Genomic DNA, 18,865 nt, shown 5'->3' with positions numbered 1-18,865 from the left:
CCCCATTCAACCTACCCACTCAACCGTGCGCCATTACCCCGAGTGTGTGCCTTTTCCAAGGCTAACATGCGCGCGAATCGTAGACAGAATTGTAGATTGCGGTATACAGGCCCGACGTGGGCGACTAAGATGAAAGTACAAGGAGATGGTTGGATGATCCGCACGAAGTTCATGCGCGCGTTTTACCAACACCGCGCTGCCTCCGCAGGGGTTCTTGGCGCAGTGGTCGTCATCCTGCTGGGCATTGGCGCCCTTGTGTTGGATATCTCCCATCCTGCTGCGCGAACGTCCAGTTGGCTGGCACCAACGGTCTGGGTCGTCGCTTTCCTGCTTGTCGCGTCTGCTTATGGCGCATTTCGCAGACTTCACGAACGTCTCACGCATAGAATAGGGTGGTGGCTGTTCAACGCCGGTTGTGTTTGGTTCGGCGCGTTCATCGCGCGAAACCCAAAAACTACACACTTTGGCGAAGTTGAAATCCCTGTCTTACTGGCCGTTCCGTTCTATATCATTCTCTGCTTGGCCATGGGCAAAATTCTGGTGTCCATCGTATCGCTCCCGCTCATTCAGGGATTGTTGCCAGATTCCCTGAAAACGTACGACGTGGGCCTGCAAAAGCAAGAGCAACTGCTCCACGATGCGTGGCGCAGCGAGGCCCGCTTCGCGCAGGCGTTGATTGAAGTACACCGCGAAGAATCGCGTCACGTGTTGCGGCAGTTCCGCATCCAGTACCCCAATGACGAAGATTTTGTGTACCACGCGCTGATGTCCATGGTGGGAGCGCTATACTATAAATTTGAAGACCATTCCGATATGTATTTCACTTCTGTCGAAGACGTGTTCGATCCGGTCTACGACCAACTGGAACCCCGCGCCTACGCCCTCACGCTGAAGGCCGCGGACGGCGAAGACGGTCTCTACTGGGCAGACCTGGAGCAAGGCGCATGCGCCATCGCCTACCGGTTGGAAGCGCTCGGCCACGCCTATGTCGTGACCAGCTTCTTCCGGGATAGGATTATCAGCCCGTCCGAATACGAGCACTTCTGGCAGGTCTGCCTTGCCATGTTTGAAGATCAAACGATTGTGCAACGAGAATTGGCCATTGCCTATCACGCGTACTTACAAGGTGTGCTATCATAGACCGAGGAAGGAGGCACGATGGGTTGCTAATCGTAAAGGACAAAGATTCCAAAGCCGCCGTGGCCATTGTCAAGGCGGTCGAAGGCAAGGTACGCGAAGTCAACACGTCCCCTTCTCAAAGTTACAAAGACTACGTCAAAACCATGCTCAACGCGGCCCGCGCGTGATGTTTGCCCACAGACAAGCATAACCGGTCGCCTTCATCATACACATGGGATTTGGAGGTGGCGTTATGCTTCACTTCACGCGAGCGCCCGATGCATTTGCAGAGCGAGTCTTGGCCGAGCAGAAACGCCGCCAATCTCGCGACTGTCCTGCTCCGCCCAGTAAGGCGCAGGTGGATGCACTGCGGGAATACATACGGCAGTTTGGTCTCGCAAGGCGATAGTGCATGGAGCCATGGTTGAGTGACGCGTCGCGTCGCATGACCATCCTCACATGACAAACGAAACACTCTGTGCCGCATCAAATGGACACAGAGTGTTTCAAAGTCGGTCTGCAATGGCGTACGCCATGTCAGTGCCACCAATGACCTTATCTCACTAGAGCGATTGGTGAGCGGCATCTGTAACGGTGGATGGCTTTCTTAGATCCACCACTTTCTCCTCGGCTAGAATGCCCGTCAACTCGCCCGCCGATAACGTCTCCGGGTAAGCTGCCTCATTGTGCAAGATGAGGTCCAGTCCCAGCAGTTCTTCCTCCCGAGTCACGCGAAAGCCCATCAGGACATCCACCACTTTAATGAGAATGAACGTGCCCACACCGGAGAATACCCACGTGGCGGCAATCCCTGCGAGCTGCAGCAACACCTGCTGGGGATGGCCGGCAAGCAGGCCGTCTGCCCCTGCTGAATTCACAGCGGTCGTTGCAAACATCCCCGTGGCTAGCGCACCCCATGTGCCACCAATACCGTGTCCTCCAAATGCGTCCAGTGCGTCGTCATAGCCCAGTTTTGCCTTCATGAACGTCGATGCGAGGTAACAGAAAATCCCTCCCAGAAAACCGATGACGATGGACGCGCCAGGTGTCACAAAGCCAGCGGCTGGTGTAATGGCTACAAGTCCAGCGACCGCGCCCGCACAGGCTCCCACAAGCGTCACGTGACCTGTGCGAATGCGTTCCACTAGCATCCATCCCAGCGCAGCAGCAGCCGTAGCTGTATTGGTGGTGAGAAAGGCAACCGCAGCCAGGCCATTTGCCCCCAAGGAACTCCCTGCGTTAAACCCAAACCAACCAAACCACAAGAGCGTGGTTCCCAACAACACAAGCGGTACGTTGTGTGCTCGAATGGCCCCGGTTCCGTGCTCCGCGCGTTTTCCCATGTACAGTGCTGCGACGAGCCCCGCAACACCGGAGCTGATGTGAACCACGGTTCCACCCGCGAAGTCCAGGACACCCAGGTTATGCAGCCATCCACCGGCGCCCCACACCCAATGTGCGAGGGGATCGTAAATGAACGTCGCCCACAACACGGTGAACAGGAGAAACGCCGAAAACTTCACGCGCTCCGCCAGTCCGCCAATGATCAGAGCGGGCGTAATGATGGCAAACATCAACTGGAATATGCCAAACGCCATGCTTGGAATGGTGCTACTGTACGTGGGGTTCGGGATGACACCCACTCCGTGAAACAAAACATTCTGCAATCCACCAATGACATGGCCGACATCAGGTCCAAAAGCGAGACTGTAGCCGAACAACACCCACTGCAACGACACGATTAAGATGACGGCAAATGCTTGGAACATGGTCGTGATGACGTTTTTCTTGCGTACCAGTCCCCCGTAAAAGAACGCGACACCAGGTGTCATGATGAGGACAAGTGCAGAACTGACGAGCACCCAAGCCGTGTCAGCTCCACTCACAGTCGGAGTCGATGTGTCAGCAAAGATGACATTCGGAACACATGAAAGCAAGAAAGCTACCACAAAGGCCGCCCTAACTCCACGTTTCAACCCGTTCATTCTGTTCCCTCCCACGATTTTCAGAATCTTTATTCACAAAATACGTGAGAAAGGGCGGCAGGGTCAACAATTATGTAAGATATCCTTACACATCTCTCAGGAAAATTTTTAGAAAGCGCTGTCATTTGGGTAGTGGGCAGATGGTTGAAATGCAACTATTCGGTTGCATATAATGTGTTCCATGGATAAAATATTTAAAGCTCTTGCTGATTCCAGCCGCAGACAATTGCTCGACCAACTGTACATGAATAATGGACAGACATTGAGCGAACTGTGCAAACACATGGATATGTCTCGACAGGCTGTGACGAAGCACCTCGCAATACTAGAAGATGCAAATCTCGTTGTTGTGGAATGGAAAGGGCGTGAGAAGCTACATTATCTCAATGCCGCACCCATCAGCGAGATTTATCATCGTTGGATTGGGAAATACGAACGTCATCTCGCAGAAGCAATGAATGACCTAAAAACCCATCTTGAGGGGGATGAGCATCCATGAATCATTCAACATTCGTGTACGTTACCTACATTGCAACCACACCGGAAAAACTCTGGCAAGCCTTGACCAGCGGCGATTTTACCGAAAAATACTTCTTTGGGAGCAAAGTCGAATCCGATTGGCAAGAAGGCTCAACCGTTACCTATTCACGTAATGGGAAGGTCACCGATTACGGTAAAGTGCTAAAATATGAGCCGCCGCGCGTGCTTTCGTTTACATGGAACTACGTAGGCGACAAAACACCTCGCGAGCATCCCACACGAGTGACTTTTGAACTACAGCCGATGGATTCAACCGTAAAGCTCACGTTAAAGCATGAAGGTTTATTGGAAACGGATTTCGTGGATGACAATGGTACCTTTGAGGGATTTAATAACGGATGGCCCGCGGTTCTAAGTAACCTAAAGAGTTTTCTTGAGACGGGACGTACCTTGCCAGCAATCGTTGTGTAACCATTCCTCCCTATGAGCACGAGGTGCCATCACACAAACAAGGGCTGCCAATTTGGCAGCCCTTGTTTGCTTTCGCGCTCAATCGTTTACCCTTGCATCACCGCGCTTTGCTTCATCTCCCTGCGATGTGTACGCAAGTGGAGTAACTCGTAAACCAGCGGCACAATGCACAAGGTCAAGATGGTCGACGTGACCAAACCGCCGATGACGACGACAGCAAGTCCTTGCGAAATCAGAACCGATTCTGATGCACCTGCCGCCAAAGGAATCAATGCGCAGATGGTGGCGATGGCCGTCATCAAAATCGGGCGAAGTCGCGTCGTGCCTGCTTCTAACAGTGCCTCGCGTACGCTCATTCCAAGTTGGCGTTGTTGCTCAACCCGGTGAATCAAAACGATGGCGTTGGTAACCACGATACCCATCAACATCAAAATGCCAATGAGCGAAGACACGCTGAGCGGAACATGAGCGATGAAGGAGCCAAAGAAAGCCCCAATCAAAGCGACTGGCATGGAGAACAGAATGGCAAAAGGCGCCGACCATTCTCCGAACAACACGAGCATCACAATGTAGACGATGCCGACCGCCACAAGAATCGCCTCAATCAGTTGCGTGAAACTCTGACTTTGCTGCATCGCGGAAGACGATTGTCCGACTTGGACACCAGACGGCAGATTCAGCGACTTGATGGTCTTCATCGCGCTCATCAAGGTCTTGTTGGTGTTCTGCGTCGTGTAATCCGCCGTAATCTCAGCGTACGACTGGCCATTTTCGTGCAAAATGGACGTCGGTGTCTGCACACTGTTCACGCTGGCGACATCGCTGAGCGAAATGGTTTGCCACGTCGATGTGCTAATCGGAAGCTGGCGGATGGCGGACAAATCGTTTAGGTCACTCGCACTCTTCAGTGTCACGTTCAGGTTGTACGTTTGCCCATCCAAGTTCACGGTGCCAATGTTTTGCTGCGACATATAGTCGCGCACTTCACCGGCAATTTGTTGTGCGGTCAAGCCGTACTTTGCAGCGTCCGTTGAATTTGGAACGACGCGAATCTCGGGTTGCGTCTGGGACAGATTGCTCTGTACATTCGCAAAACCCGGGAAGTTCTTCAATCGATTCGTGATTTGTGTAGCGGCTTGCTGAATTGCAGCATCGCTTGCGCCGGTGACGACGATGTCAAACGTCGTGCCACCGCCTCCCGTCGCCTGTCCTTTCACCTGAATGGTCGTGTCACCGGATGCTAGGCTCGCTGTTTGATGGCGTACTTGTGCCAGAAATTCATTGATATCTGTGGTTGGCTTCAGCGCAATGTTGAGTTGCGCCACGTTGGTTCCGGATGGACCCGACCGAAATCCGTTGGAGTCTCCACCCACAGACGTATTCACCTGTTGAATCTCGGAGGCATCCTGCTTCAGTACTTGCTCCACTTGTTTTGCCTTCGAATCCGTGACGTTCAGCGGCGTTCCGACCGGCATCGTGATGGAGACAGTTGCCGTTTGTTGCATGGAGTTCTGGATGAATGTACTCCCGACGAACGGCAGCACTGCAAGGGAAGCCACCAATGCGATGGTTGTACCGAGAATCACCCATCCTTTGTGGTTCAAGCACCAATTCAAAATGGACTGGTACCGTTTCTGCCATGGACGTTTTGCCACGGTTGCGGCGACGAAATGGTTACCGGACATGTCCGATGAGCCTGTGGAACCCTCTACAAGACTCGGATGAAGTGCCCCATCGGTATCATCTTCCGTATCCAACCAATCGTATACGACGCCTTTCGGTGACTTACGAACGACGAACAACCATGCGAGCATTGGCACGACCGTCAACGCGACGATGAGTGAAGACGCCAACGAGCAAACCACAGTCAGCGCGAATGGGAAAAAGATCTTCCCTACGATGCCACTCACCATGCCCAGCGGAAGGAACACGGCAATCGTCGCCAGAGTGGAAGACAAAATCGCTTTTCCAACTTCGGATGTCCCGTATAGTACTAACTTCTTGCCGTACCCTAAGCCGTTTTTCCAAGCCCGATAAATGTTTTCAATGACGACGATACTATCATCCACCACACGTCCAGTCGCCACGGCAAGCCCACCGAGCGTCATGATGTTGAGCGTGATGCCATACCGACTCAATAAAATGATGGATGTCAGGATGGAAATTGGGATGGACACAATGGCAACCAGCGTTGTCAACGCATTCCGCAGGAACAGCAGGATGACAAGCACAGCGAAAATGGCACCCAAAATGGCCTCGCGTAGCACGCCGTTCACTGACGCCTTGATCATTTGCGAGGAATCAAACAGCGGAACGATGTGCACGCCACTGGGCAACTCGTTCTTGAGAGAAGCGAGTTCCTTGTTCACAGCTTGTACCACCGCCACAGTGTTTGCATCCTCCGTTTTGGTCACGGTGACCAAAATACTAGGCTGTCCGTTCGTGCGGTTGATAGAACTGTCAACCGGCGGTTGCATAGACACTGTCGCAATATCAGAAAGCGGAATGGTCTGAAGCGTGGACGACTGCGTACTTGTGGTACTTGTCGTCGACGGTTGCACTGCGGGTTTCCGGGCTGACGACATCGAATCCGACAGTGCAGGCGTCTTCGACTCCAATTGGATTAATTGCTGTTGAAGCTGTTTTTGCTCGCCTTCCAGCGCACGTATTTCATTTTCTAATTTTGCAATCGCTTGTGGATTTTGCTTCTGCTGAGTCATCGCCATCTGTTGATTTAAAGACAGCTCTGCGCCGAAAATCTGCCCTTGGATCTGCTGCAAAGACGTCAGAAGCTTATTCTCTGCCTGAACAACACCCAAGCTTTGACCAAGCTGACCAACCCCCTGCGCCACTTGCCCAATGGATTGCCCCATTTGGCTTAGACTATTTCCGAGCGCCTTTTGCATGCTCGCTGCCGGATTGGACGCTATCCCAATTTGCAGATTTCGAATGTCATCCAGCGACTTGATGTTCGCATTCAACTGCACCGGCTGTACCTTACCTTGCGCTGTCACCGTTCCCAACGGCGTGGACGCGTTGTCGCTTTGCAAGTCCTGCAACACCTGTTGCAACGTCAAATTGTGTTGCGACAGTTTGGCAGGATCGAACTGAATGACGACGTTATCCGGATCCGCGCCTGCTGCACTCACGGTCGCTACACCGGAAACCCCCTGCAGCGAAGGGATGACGGTGTTATTCACCACGTTTTTCAGTTGTTCGCTGGACAGTTTGCTTGACGCGACGGTGAATGCCAGTACAGGCGTGTTGCTAAACGAGAAGGACCGCACGGTTGGTTTCCCTGCCGTCGTTGGCAACTGGACCTGATTCAACAATTGTTCTACGTTTTGTTCAACGGCGTTCAAATCTGCATTCATGTCGAGTTGAAGCTCGATTTGTGATACGTTCGCGACAGACGTCGACGTAATCGTCTGTACATGCTGTGCACCGTTGAGCGCCTTTTCAATCGGTGTCGTGACATCCGTTGCAACCTGGCTTGGTGACGCACCAGGATAGGTCGTCATGATAGATATGATAGGAATAGACATGTCTGGCATCAGCTCTTCCTTCAATCCAAAGGAAGACAAAATACCGCCGATTGCAACGAGTAGCACGAGAATGACAATCGCAACCGGATTCCGTAAAGAAAATCGGGTTAAAAAGCGCATGGTTTGCGAGCCACCCCTTCCCTTTCACATTCCATTTTGTATGAGGTCAGCTGAATCTGCTCGCATGAAATCCTAACGGATGATTATCAAGAATTTATAAAGACAACGCGATGGCGTTACATTTTGGCTTTGGATATGTCGTGCTCCCGAATCGTGAATCGAACGTACGCCCCACCGTCCGGGTTATTTCCGGCAGTAATGGTTCCCCCGTGCTTTTCAACAAGGGTTTTGGCCGTATATAGTCCGAGTCCACTATGTCCAATCTCAGAACGAGAAGTATCCCCTTGGTAAAACCGGTCAAACATGTGCTCAAGGTCTGCTTTCGAAAATCCCTTCCCTGTATCAGAAATCTCAACAGTCACCGTATGCTCGGCAATTTCTGCGCAAACTGTAATCACCCCACCCGGAGGCGTGAACCGAATACTGTTCGAGACTATATTGTCGAGAATCTGGGATGTCCGTTCCGGATCGATGAACATATTCGTTGCCTCGCGGCGTTCATCCACGAAGTGAACGTTGAGCTGTATGCCCGCCCTGGATGTGAGAAGTTCAACATCCCTTGTCCAATCCAAGAAATAGTCACGTACATTGACTGGAATGGGAACAAGAGAAAAATCCGGTTGTTCGACCTCGGTTACTTTTTGCATATCTTCGATGAGCTGTATGACCCGCTTGGTGTTGTGCATGACAGTCTGCAAATATCGTTCGAGTCGTTCTGGGCGCTTCATCGCTCCGTCCAGCAAACTTTCCACGTGCCCTTGAATAATGGTTAAAGGCGTACGAAGATCGTGTGAGATGGAAGCAATCATGTGTCTCCGCTCTTCTTCCATCTGCCACTGCCGCACCAAGGAATCCTTTAACGCTGCACGCATGTTTTCGAAGGCGACCAAGACCTGTCCAATTTCGTTGGGTCCGGTCGGTTCAATTTCGAAATCAAGATCCTGCTGTTGAATCCGTTGCGCACCCTTCATCAAAACCTGTAGTGACTGATTGATTCTTTTCCCAAACCGCTTTGCAAATAAATAACTAAACAGACAAAAATATAAAAATGGAAGGAGCGGAATCAAGAACGAAAGAAAGCTCATCCAGCCTTGCGCTGAGGGACGAGTCGGAAATCCATTGGCCGTATACCGAACCACGAGCGCTCCATGCAATCCGCCATTACGGTCAAATACAGGAAAATACCGAGTGATGGTGAACTGCGGAATATAGACCCATCGTCCGTGAATATCCGTTGTATTCATTCGTTGAACCAAATCTGTGGGACTGTGTAATATCGGCGTCTGAATCGAACCGTAGAGGATATGTCCTTGGTCATTGACCACTTGGTAAGGCAAACCGTGTAACACCTGTTCTACCTTTCCCTTGTCGGATACGCTTAAGAGTTGCACGCCTTGTTGGGCGGTAAACTTAGAGATTTGCCGTTCGAGGTCAAAGCGCGAAGAGCCCGTGAGTCTCCCCCATAACATCATTCCACCAAAGGTCAACACAGTTGCCAGCCAACTCGAGAACAAAATCAAAAGCAGTGTGACAATGACCTGTCCCTTCAGTGACAGACGCTCCACTCGTTTCACCTTTCCCACTTGTAGCCTACCCCCCAAACGGTGGATATCCACTGTGCTTCAGGGTCGTGTGAGGAAAGTTTAGCGCGGATGTTTTTAATGTGTTCGGCAACCGTTGAAATGTCCCCATGCGCCTCTATCCCCCAGATTTTGTCATATATTTGCTCTTTGGAGAAGACTTGTCCAGGATGCATCGCTAACAATCGCACAATATCGAATTCCTTTGGCGTCATGGAAACAGGTTGATTCTTTATCGTGACTTCTCTGTCCTGTATCGAAATCGAAAGGCTGCCGAATTGAAGCAAAGACTTATCCGGTAGCGAACGGACGCGTGCCTCCCTTCGCAAATGTGCATGTACCCTCGCCTTCAGTTCTCTCAAGCTAAACGGTTTCACCAAATAGTCGTCGCCACCAACGGCGAGTCCGTGAATACGATCCGTTTCAGCGTGTCTTGCACTCAGAAACACGATGGGGCAGGAAACGATATCGCGAATGGCTTGACACACTTCGTATCCGTCGGGTCCGGGCATCATGACATCCAACAAAATCAAATCTGGTTGTTGCTTCGCCATTTCAATGGCCTGATGCCCGTCGTATGCCGTCAAAACGCTATACCCTTCGTCGAGGAACCCTTCTTTGATGAAAGACACAATGTCACGTTCATCGTCTGCAACTAAGAGCTTAGGCACCATCCATCATCCCACTTTCAACGTTCCAACGCGTTGTCATCGTTTTCAACAGTGTTTCCATAAAAAACACAACGATGGTTATCGTAGCGTGAACAAGTTGATTGTATAATTGAGGAAATGAAATTGAAACCTGTTCACGGAAACACGAAATGACAGGATGATCTCTTCCATCCGTGATAGGATGGTAAAGGGGTTGGAATGGTGACTCCGAATGAAAGAGGCGCTTGACCTCACGGAGAAAAAGGCTGAACGCTTGGATATGTTACTGAAGGGAGACAAGGATATGGATTATCGAATCGTGGAAAAAGAGGCGTTTACGGTCATCGGTAAGTCTACGGGGGTCACGTGCCGGAATGGAGAGCATATGCGCCAAATCCCGAGGTTTTGGGAGGAATGTCATCAGGATGGCACGACGGCTGAGCTAGGCTCCATCAACACAGACGGGAATTTGCTTGGCATCTGCTTGGATACGAAGCCGGATCAGGAAGGTTTCACTTACATGATTGCGAGTCGGACCGATGTCACAACCCCTCCGGAAGGATTCTCCCTTCGCACGATTCCTGCTTCCACTTGGGCCATCTTCACTTCTGTTGGGCCGCTTCCCGGTGCCATCCAACATGTGTTCGGCCGAATATTTCAAGAGTGGTTCCCCGCTACGGGATACAAACACGCCGAAGCGCCCGTACTTGAGGTATATCCACCGGGAGATACGACAGCGGATGATTATCGGTGCGAGGTATGGATTCCCATTGTCAAAAAATAAATTGAAAAGCCGGTTGAGATCAGCAATTGCCTGAAATACGTCATGCTTCGCAGCAAAAGTGCTCATGAAGCCTCGTCAGGCGCGGTACACAACGTTTCCTTCAATCAGCGTAGCGACGACGGTGTTGCGCAAGTCTAGCGGATTGCCCGTCCAAATGACGACATCCGCGTCTTTGCCGGGCTCCAGTGAGCCCACCCGGTCTTCGACTTCCAAGTGCTTCGCGGCATTCATCGTAATAGCCTGAAGTGCCGTCGTTTCGTCCAGTCCGTGTTTGACTGCGTTTGCCGTCGCCGTGATCAGGTACTCAATGCTCACCACGGGATGATCCGTGGTAATGGACACAGGGACTCCTGCCTTCGCCAGCGTGACGACCGTATGGAACCCCTTGTGAGCCAACTCGACTTTGTGCCGGGTGGACATGGTTGGCCCTACGGATACACGCACGCCCTTTTCAGCAATGTAATCCGCAATCAGGTGCCCCTCTGTGCAGTGTTCAATCGTTACGCGGATATTGAACTCGTCCCGCATGCGTAAAACAGTCGCAATGTCATCTGCACGATGTGCATGGGCGCGAAGCGGAATCTCTCCTCGCAGTACCTTCGCCAGGTTTTCCAGGCCCAGGTCGCGCGATACAGGATGTCCTCTCTCCAAATCACGAAGATAGTCTTGCGCTTTCATAAACTGTTGCCGAAATAGCGCAGCAATCCCCATGCGCGTCGCGACCTTGTCTTTGCTTCCGTACACCGCCTTTGGATTTTCTCCAAACGCCGCTTTCATACCAGAAGGGCTTTTGATGACCATCTGGTCCACAATGTTTCCGTATGTTTTCAGGACAACCATTTCCCCGCCAATCACATTGGCACTGCCTGGCATCACTTGCACCGTGGTAATGCCCGTCTTCATGGCGTCCTTGAATCCCGGATCCATGGGATGAATGCCATCCAACGCACGCACGTGGGGCGTAATGGGAGAAGTGGTCTCATTCAAATCTTGGCCCTCTTTCCCAACTTCCAGTTCATGTACGCCAAGATGTGTATGCACATCAATCATGCCCGGAGTGACGTATTGACCCGTGGCATCCATCACGTGTGCATCACTCGGCGCTTCAAACCCATGGCCGACAGCCACAATCTTTCCATCCTGGATGAGCACCATTCCACGTTCGAATACTTCTCCCGTTCCGGTTGCAACGGTTCCGTTTTGAATCGCCAGCATCGTACTCCCCCACGCCGTTGTCGAAGGCTCTCATATTGGTGATGATAGAGCGGGTTTCCGTCCCCTTAGAGATTGTATTCTTCCTTAATTTTCTTGAGCAATACCGCGCACCCTTTGTGAACCAACTCATACACCAAATCGAAGTTGCCCGTGTAATAAGGATCTGGGACGTCCGAGTCTCGCTCATCGGGGACGAGGTCCAACAGTTTAAACACACGTGGCCCCTTCTTCACACCCAATCTTGCGAGGCCGGACATATTGTCTTCGTCCATCGCAACAATGTAATCGAACGCCTGAATGTCTTGTTTCGTGAATTGACGGGCACGGATACCTGCGTGGTCCACACCGTGCTTATTCAGAACCTCTAAAGTGCCTCTGTGTGGCCGCTCCCCTACATGCCAGCCGCCGAGCCCTGCAGAGTCAATTTCAATTTTGTCATCCAGGCCTTCGTCCTTGACCATTTTGCGAAAAACCGCCTCTGCCATAGGAGACCTGCAAATGTTCCCGAGGCATAAAAACAGTACGCGTATCACGTTGATTCCCTCCACCTACATTCATGAAAAACGACTGCCACCGAGGTGACAGTCGTCGTTGACTGAAGATTACAATGACACGACCGGATTCACATCCGCGTCATAGTCGACGCCCTGGAGCCCGAAGCCAAACAGTTTCATGAACTCACTGCGATATCCTTTAATGTCCGTGAGTTGCTCCACGTTTTCGCTATTCACCTGGCCCCACAAAGAAGCCACCTGTTCCTGTACATCGTCCCGCATCTCCCAGTCATCCAGTCGAATGCGTCCGCGCTCGTCCACTGGCGTCTCACCTCCATTGTACAGCCTATCTGCGAATAGCCGATACATCTGCTCTGCACACCCCTCGTGCAGTCCCTTGTCTTTCATGACTTGAAAGAGCAAGGAGATGTACAGCGGAACCACCGGGATGGCGGAACTCGATTGAGTGACCACAGCCTTGTTGACCGAAATGTACGCATGCCCACCCTTACTCTGAAGATACTCGTCCAGCTTGTGGGCGGTCGCTTCCAAATCATCTTTCGCCCGGCCGATGGTGCCATCGCGGTATACCGCTTTGGTCAACTCCGGTCCAATGTAGGAATACGCGACCGTGATGGCGCCATCCGCCAACACGCCAGCTTCGTTCAGAGCGTGGATCCACATTTCCCAGTCCTCGCCGCCCATCACTGCCACCGTCTGGCGAATCTCTTCTTCTGTGGCCGGTTCTAGAGAAACCTGCGTCACCTCTCCCGTGTGGAAGTTCACCGTTTTGTTGGTGAACGGTTTGCCAATGGGCTTTAACACGGACGAAAACGACTCGCCGGTCTTCGGGTGCGTTCTCCGTGGAGACGCCAGGCTGTAGACGACCAAATCCACCTGGCCGAGATCTTCCTTGATGGTGCGGATGGTCTCTGCCTTGATCTCGTCGGAGAATGCGTCTCCATTGATACTCTTGGCATACAGGCCCGCTTCCTCCGCAGCCCGATGAAATGCGGCGGTGTTATACCAGCCCGCCGTTGCCGTGCGGTTGTCGGAGGCCTGCTTCTCGAAAAACACGCCGAGCGTCGCCGCGCCCGAGGCAAACGCCGCAGCGATTCGCGAAGCCAAGCCGTACCCCGTGGACGCACCGATAACCAGTACTTTCTTCGGCCCGTCGACCTTTCCCTGTGCTTTTACGTAGTCAATCTGCTCCTGCACGTGTTTCGCACAGCCCACTGGATGAGCGGTCGTGCAGATGAATCCACGGACTTTTGGTTGAATGACCATGTGTTTGCTCCTTCCACACCATATGTATCAACACCGGGTGTTCAAGTTCTGTCACATGAGGTTGTCCACCACGCCGGTCCGACACCCTCGTCTCTCCACCAGTCTACTATATCAGGACGTCGTTTACGAAGGGACACCCCAGTCTACATCTTAGTGTAAAACATTCATAGCCCTTGAAACAACGCAAGCCACATCAATAAGGCGACATCTACCCGCGTGGAGGCCGTCTCTCATCTGACAAACTCCAGTACTGAACTTCTTTGATGATTCGCCCCGTTCGGTAAACAACAAATCCCACGACTGCCCCCATGGTGTTCAACAGGACGTCATCGATGTCGGCATTTCTGGTACCCATCCAACATTGCACGCATTCAATCGCAAACGAACAGATCAAGCCGATGCATACCATCCAACCCATTTTGAGTCTTCCTCGAAACATCATTGGAAGAAAGACTCCGAGTGGAATAAACATCAGGATGTTGCCGGCAATGTTCATCCAGGCGACTTCAGGACGATATAGCAGCCACTTCATTTCCACCAGTGGAATCCAGTTAAACGTATGTGGGTGAATGCCCATGTCCACACTGTGCGAAAACAACGTCAGGTAGATGACTGACAATACATACACAAAAAATCCATTGACAAGAACCTCTTGCCCATGTCGAAACGCCCTGGACTGTTTCTTGGACCTGTTCCACCGAACGTAGAGCCAAATCGGCGCCCCCACCCCAAGTACAATCCAGAAATACATTCTTCCCATGCCTCGCCCCTCCATAGACCATGCTTATGCCGGGCTTACCATGAATAGGACGCGCAGAGTATGCTACCATTAGACAGGAGACCGGCTCGTCCTGGAGGCACAGAAGAGCAGATGTTAACCCTACACGGACTATGGTTCCCTGAGTACTTTTTCCTGTATGGGATGGAAGGGACGCAAGTTGTATACGCGCACAATTTCCTGTTTACTTTGCGCGAACCGCCGATTGAGTTACCAGAACATTTATTGTCGTTTAACAATATTCATTCGGAAAAACTGTACATCCCTCAATATACGCAAGTAGGTACACTCAAAGGAAATTCGACGCGTCGCTTGCCGAATACGGAAGTGTATGGTGTTCGTATTCCCCCCGCGGAAGCCATGCGCGTGTTGGCTCGCATTGACCTATCAGGTCGTTCGAGGTTCCTAAGAAAACCTTACGTATTCGGTGAAGACATGCTATTTTGGCACAAGTTTGCGCGTTACGTGTTGAGACTTCTCGCAATGCGCCGGTTTTTACCGACTCTCAAAGTCAGCACAGACTACCATACGTACCACTCTGCAAATTCATACTTTGTCGCGGATTTGAGTCAAGCCGAAGATAGACAGCAGCTGCAAACCTTTGCTGACAACATGCCGCCAGCGTGCTGGTGTTTTGCGCCGTCCTCGTGCCAGCAGTGGTACAGACTTCCAGCCTTCCGTTTGCTGGAGGAGATTGCATCGCAGGCCGTAGACTGCTTTGTTCGTGAATCGTATGCGAAACGCATGCCCATGCCAACACAACAGCGACGTCACCCAAATGTGGTTGCAGAAGCGTGGGTTCAAGACTTACTCCAACCCAAGTCCCTTCCCATCTGGGGATGGCGCACTACATTGGATGAACTCCGCCGTGACGTGGAATCTTGGCTTGCTGAGGCCAAACTTCGCAAAGCGAACTTGCGCCTGCAATTTCGCCTCGTAGACCCGACACCTGAGGTTGCAGCGGCTACGGACAGTCAGGCTCAAAGTGGCCAAGATGGCGTGCTTTGCGAAACGGCCGCACCTGTGTCCGCGCCCCTAACACAACATTCAGCCGCAGCCGATTGGCACCTGATGTTCGTTGTACAAGCCGTTGACATACCAAGCTTTTCGATCCCTGTCCAAGACATTTGGCGCGGCACACTGTCACCTGAAACATTAGAAGTCCTGAAGATTTCTGCACAGCCCCTTCGAGACCTGGTACATGCAGAGCTCAGCCGGGCGTGCAAAATCTACTCGCCACTGGAACAAGGTCTGTTCCCCGAACCCACAGAGATGGACCTGACCGCGAAGGACGCCTATCACTTTCTGAAAGACGGTGCACCCGCGCTACAAAAGGCTGGATTTTCGGTTGTACTTCCAGCGTGGTGGACTCCAGCGGGGCGGCAACGTTTACGCGCCAAGCTTCGCCTGCGGACACCTGCCCATTCGAGTCACCAAAACTTACTCGGCGGACGTCTTGGCATGTCGTCGCTCCTAGAGTTCGAACCGCAAGTGTCGCTTGGAGACGAATCCATCTCCATGGAAGAGCTGGAATCCCTGGTACGGCTCAATCTTCCTTTGGTTCAAATCCGCGGCCAATGGATGGAAGTCAACCCACAAGAACTGCAGCAAACCGTGCAGTATATTCAGCGGTTTTCTCACTCGCCCTTGACTTTGGCGGAACTGCTGAAGGAACACGCAGCATTGGAACGGTCCGGTAAGGACGAACTCGGAGGACCGTTGACGTTTGATCTCCCGGACGACTTTGCAGCGTTCTTACATGGAAACTGGGCTCCGCCCAAAGCCACGGTTCCGTCCACGTTGCGTGGTACGCTTCGCCCCTACCAAGAGCGAGGTTTCTCGTGGCTGGCAGCCATGACCGACATGGGGTTCGGTGTTTGTCTCGCGGACGACATGGGCCTTGGCAAGACCATACAACTCATCGCTCTCCTTTGCTTGTTGAAAGAGGGCCAAGACGTAAACCGCGAACCCCGAACCATGCAAATGGGCCGTAGCACTACCACCCATCGCGCAAGCCGTTCGGTGGGTGCCCCGTCACTGGTCATCTGTCCAACATCGGTACTTGGCAACTGGCAAAGGGAATTGGAGAAATTTGCGCCACCCTTGAAAGTCTACGTCCACCACGGTCCGCGGCGCCTACACGAGGAAGCATTCGTCGCCAAGTGCGAGGACGTCGATGTCGTGCTCACATCCTATCCGCTCGTTCCACGGGACGAAGCGGACTTCACCCGGATCTGGTGGTCACTGATTACGCTGGACGAGGCACAGAACATTAAGAATCACGAAAGTAAGCAGGCAAGAAGCGTGTGCCGATTGGCAGCGGATCGGAAAATTGCGATGACCGGAACTCCGGTGGAGAATCGGCTCGCAGAACTGTGGGCCATCTTTCGCTTCCTGAACCCGGGATTTCTCGGATCAGCAGAAGAATTTCGCAGTCAGTTTGCCATCCCCATTGAGCGCTGGCAAGATGAGGACAGAGCACAGACGTTGAAGCGCCTTGTGCAGCCCTTTTTGCTCCGGCGTGTGAAAACCGATAAGTCGATTGTTGCAGACTTGCCGGAGAAAATTGAGATGAAAGCCTACTGTACTCTGAGCAAGGAACAAGTCGCTCTGTACCGTGCGAGTGTAGAAGATTTCACGCAACAAATCGAACAAGTCGAGGGTATAGCACGGCGCGGGCTCATTCTCGCCATGCTGACGAAATTGAAACAAATCTGCAACCACCCCGCGCTATTTTTGCATGACGGAAGCCCCTTTACACCGAGAAGGTCAGGCAAGCTCCTTCGCCTTGCAGAATTGCTGCCCGAAATCCTCGACGCTGGTGAATCTGTCCTCGTGTTTACCCAGTACAGGGAGATGGGTGAACTGCTATGCCAGTTCATTGAGAAGGCCACGAAGCATCCCCCTCTCTTCCTCCACGGCGGAACACCGAAGCGTACACGTGACGAGATGGTGGAGCGATTCCAGCAGGCGGGCGGCCCACAAGTGTTTGTCTTGTCGCTTCGTGCAGGTGGTGTTGGGTTAAATTTAACCCGCGCGAACCACGTCATTCACTATGACAGGTGGTGGAATCCTGCGGTGGAAAATCAGGCGACGGACCGTGCCTTTCGAATTGGCCAACAGAAGAATGTTCAAGTGCACAAGTTGATTTGCCGTGGAACGTTGGAAGAGCGGATTGATGAGTTGATGGAACTGAAGCAGGCACTCTCAGATCAAATCATGGCAGAGGGTGAATCATGGATTACGGAAATGACCACAGATGAACTAAAACAATTGTTTGCGCTACGTGCAGATGTACTCGAAGGAAGGGATGACGCATGACTCGGGACCGAAGAATTCACGAGGCCGACACATGGGTGCAGAATCGGTGGGATCAGGCACTGAAGCACTGCTTTGGTCAAAACGTTCGCATGAGCCGTGGTAAATCCTACATGCGACAGGGCGCAGTGCGAAATTTGCGTATTTCTGACAACACAGTGTACGCGGAGGTCCAAGGGAGCCGAAAGACCCCGTACCGCGTGTCATTCCAGTTGAGGCCATGGCCTCCAAGTCAACGCCATCGCTTTTTACAAGAGTTGCAACGGCATCCCACTCTGTCACGCGCGCTGCTCAACGACCAATTTCCGTCTGAGCTCACACACGTGTTCCAAGCATCCAACGTCACTCTGTTTCCTGCGTCTCCCAGAGACATCTACGGTGACTGTTCATGCCCCGACTGGGGAGACCCATGCAAACACATCGCCGCCGTGTATTACGCGTTTGGCGCACGACTCGTGGAGCGTCCCCTGTACCTTCTAGCGCTTCGTGGCCTCGATGAGGATACGCTCGTACGCCACCTGATAAATTCGGATGGTCAGAACCGATTGAAAGCCTACGATGCGCTACTACATTCTGTTGACACAATGACGATGCCACCTGACGTTTCGTCAGATGTCAAGATGAATCACGGAATCCGCGATGTGGACAAGACACTGCCGCGGAGTTCGAGTGAAGGTGAAAAGCCTGGAACAGATTCTTCGGAGGCCGTCGTGGATGTAGAAAAGTTGTCACCGCCGCAAAGACTGTGGCATGAGGTTCAGGCGGGTCGATTTTGGAAGGCTGGAAGCGCCATCCATGAGTTGGGAATTTCCGTGTCCCCCGACGACATGGCACAGGCGCAAGATGTCCCCCGCACGTTCGGCCCGCCGCCGTTTGTGAGACGCCCACAAGCGGTACTGGATGATCTCGAAGTATTGTACAACATGGTCAGCGAAGCCGCAGCCGCAGAGCTGAACGTCGTGATGGAGGAAGAAGCCAAGAGTGGCAGGGATTAACCGAATCTCATGGAGGCAGGGTCTATCTTTAGTACACGGGATAT

The 18,865-nt window shown here is 52.4% G+C and carries 16 protein-coding genes; 8 read left to right on the top strand and 8 right to left on the bottom strand.

Annotated features, from left to right (window positions below; genetic code table 11):
- The first annotated feature begins 129 nt into the window (after window positions 1-129).
- The 3 genes from YWK_RS0100500 to YWK_RS21710 all read left to right on the top strand — a co-directional run bounded on the left by YWK_RS0100500 (window position 130) and on the right by YWK_RS21710 (window position 1,528).
- Window positions 130-1,140 carry a hypothetical protein gene (locus YWK_RS0100500; RefSeq protein WP_156908987.1) on the top strand — a complete coding sequence of 337 codons (1,011 nt, stop codon included), beginning with the start codon at window positions 130-132 and terminating at the stop codon, window positions 1,138-1,140.
- A gap of 23 nt (window positions 1,141-1,163) precedes the next feature.
- Window positions 1,164-1,307, top strand: coding sequence for a hypothetical protein (locus YWK_RS21715; RefSeq protein WP_156908986.1), 144 nt, complete (start codon window positions 1,164-1,166; stop codon window positions 1,305-1,307).
- 65 nt (window positions 1,308-1,372) lie between these two features.
- On the top strand, window positions 1,373-1,528 hold the full coding sequence (locus YWK_RS21710) for a hypothetical protein (protein ID WP_156908985.1): 156 nt from the start codon (window positions 1,373-1,375) through the stop codon (window positions 1,526-1,528).
- Window positions 1,529-1,682: 154 nt separating this feature from the next.
- Here the strand turns inward: YWK_RS21710 and YWK_RS17630 are convergent, their stop codons facing one another.
- A complete protein-coding gene (locus YWK_RS17630; RefSeq protein WP_211231364.1) occupies window positions 1,683-3,005 on the bottom strand; it encodes an ammonium transporter in 1,323 nt (440 codons plus the stop codon).
- A 280-nt stretch (window positions 3,006-3,285) separates the two neighbouring features.
- Here YWK_RS17630 and YWK_RS0100480 point away from each other — a divergent pair, with 280 nt between their 5' ends.
- The gene (locus tag YWK_RS0100480; protein WP_026963224.1) at window positions 3,286-3,603 is read left to right on the top strand and encodes an ArsR/SmtB family transcription factor; all 318 of its coding nucleotides are present in this window, start codon (window positions 3,286-3,288) and stop codon (window positions 3,601-3,603) included.
- Window positions 3,600-4,055: an SRPBCC family protein gene (locus tag YWK_RS0100475; protein ID WP_026963223.1), complete on the top strand. Its 456-nt coding sequence runs from the start codon at window positions 3,600-3,602 to the stop codon at window positions 4,053-4,055. The genes YWK_RS0100480 and YWK_RS0100475 overlap by 4 nt, the downstream gene beginning before the upstream one ends.
- 86 nt (window positions 4,056-4,141) lie before the next feature.
- Here YWK_RS0100475 and YWK_RS17625 read toward each other — a convergent pair whose 3' ends face one another.
- The 3 genes from YWK_RS17625 to YWK_RS0100460 all read right to left on the bottom strand — a co-directional run bounded on the left by YWK_RS17625 (window position 4,142) and on the right by YWK_RS0100460 (window position 9,974).
- Window positions 4,142-7,720 carry an efflux RND transporter permease subunit gene (locus YWK_RS17625; protein ID WP_035465646.1) on the bottom strand — a complete coding sequence of 1,193 codons (3,579 nt, stop codon included), beginning with the start codon at window positions 7,718-7,720 and terminating at the stop codon, window positions 4,142-4,144.
- A 116-nt stretch (window positions 7,721-7,836) separates the two neighbouring features.
- Window positions 7,837-9,303 (bottom strand): sensor histidine kinase, encoded by a 1,467-nt coding sequence (locus YWK_RS17620; protein ID WP_051374826.1) that lies wholly within the window; start codon window positions 9,301-9,303, stop codon window positions 7,837-7,839.
- The gene (locus tag YWK_RS0100460) at window positions 9,291-9,974 is read right to left on the bottom strand and encodes a response regulator transcription factor (RefSeq protein WP_026963222.1); all 684 of its coding nucleotides are present in this window, start codon (window positions 9,972-9,974) and stop codon (window positions 9,291-9,293) included. The genes YWK_RS17620 and YWK_RS0100460 overlap by 13 nt, the downstream gene beginning before the upstream one ends.
- A gap of 208 nt (window positions 9,975-10,182) precedes the next feature.
- Here YWK_RS0100460 and YWK_RS0100455 point away from each other — a divergent pair, with 208 nt between their 5' ends.
- Window positions 10,183-10,734 carry a GyrI-like domain-containing protein gene (locus tag YWK_RS0100455; RefSeq protein ID WP_211231359.1) on the top strand — a complete coding sequence of 184 codons (552 nt, stop codon included), beginning with the start codon at window positions 10,183-10,185 and terminating at the stop codon, window positions 10,732-10,734.
- A gap of 75 nt (window positions 10,735-10,809) precedes the next feature.
- Here YWK_RS0100455 and YWK_RS0100450 read toward each other — a convergent pair whose 3' ends face one another.
- The 4 genes from YWK_RS0100450 to YWK_RS0100435 form a co-directional block, all read right to left on the bottom strand.
- On the bottom strand, window positions 10,810-11,949 hold the full coding sequence (locus YWK_RS0100450; protein WP_026963220.1) for an amidohydrolase: 1,140 nt from the start codon (window positions 11,947-11,949) through the stop codon (window positions 10,810-10,812).
- Window positions 11,950-12,014: 65 nt separating this feature from the next.
- Entirely contained in the window at window positions 12,015-12,482 is a 468-nt protein-coding gene (locus tag YWK_RS0100445; RefSeq protein ID WP_026963219.1) for a low molecular weight protein-tyrosine-phosphatase, read from the bottom strand.
- Window positions 12,483-12,551: 69 nt separating this feature from the next.
- Window positions 12,552-13,730 carry an enoyl-ACP reductase FabV gene (gene fabV / locus YWK_RS0100440; protein WP_026963218.1) on the bottom strand — a complete coding sequence of 393 codons (1,179 nt, stop codon included), beginning with the start codon at window positions 13,728-13,730 and terminating at the stop codon, window positions 12,552-12,554.
- 208 nt (window positions 13,731-13,938) lie between these two features.
- Window positions 13,939-14,490 carry a VanZ family protein gene (locus tag YWK_RS0100435; RefSeq protein WP_026963217.1) on the bottom strand — a complete coding sequence of 184 codons (552 nt, stop codon included), beginning with the start codon at window positions 14,488-14,490 and terminating at the stop codon, window positions 13,939-13,941.
- A gap of 111 nt (window positions 14,491-14,601) precedes the next feature.
- On the opposite strand from YWK_RS0100435, the gene YWK_RS17615 reads away from it, so the two are divergent.
- A complete protein-coding gene (locus YWK_RS17615; RefSeq protein WP_051374825.1) occupies window positions 14,602-17,829 on the top strand; it encodes a DEAD/DEAH box helicase in 3,228 nt (1,075 codons plus the stop codon).
- Window positions 17,826-18,821: an SWIM zinc finger family protein gene (locus tag YWK_RS20665; protein ID WP_051374823.1), complete on the top strand. Its 996-nt coding sequence runs from the start codon at window positions 17,826-17,828 to the stop codon at window positions 18,819-18,821. Before YWK_RS17615 ends, YWK_RS20665 begins: the two co-directional genes overlap by 4 nt.
- Window positions 18,822-18,865 lie beyond the last annotated feature (44 nt).

The organism is Alicyclobacillus pomorum DSM 14955, assembly GCF_000472905.1.
Classification (GTDB): Bacteria; Bacillota; Bacilli; order Alicyclobacillales; family Alicyclobacillaceae; genus Alicyclobacillus_A; species Alicyclobacillus_A pomorum.
The sequence above is the reverse complement of the archived record's forward strand: the minus strand, read 5'-3'. Positions and strand labels throughout refer to the sequence as shown.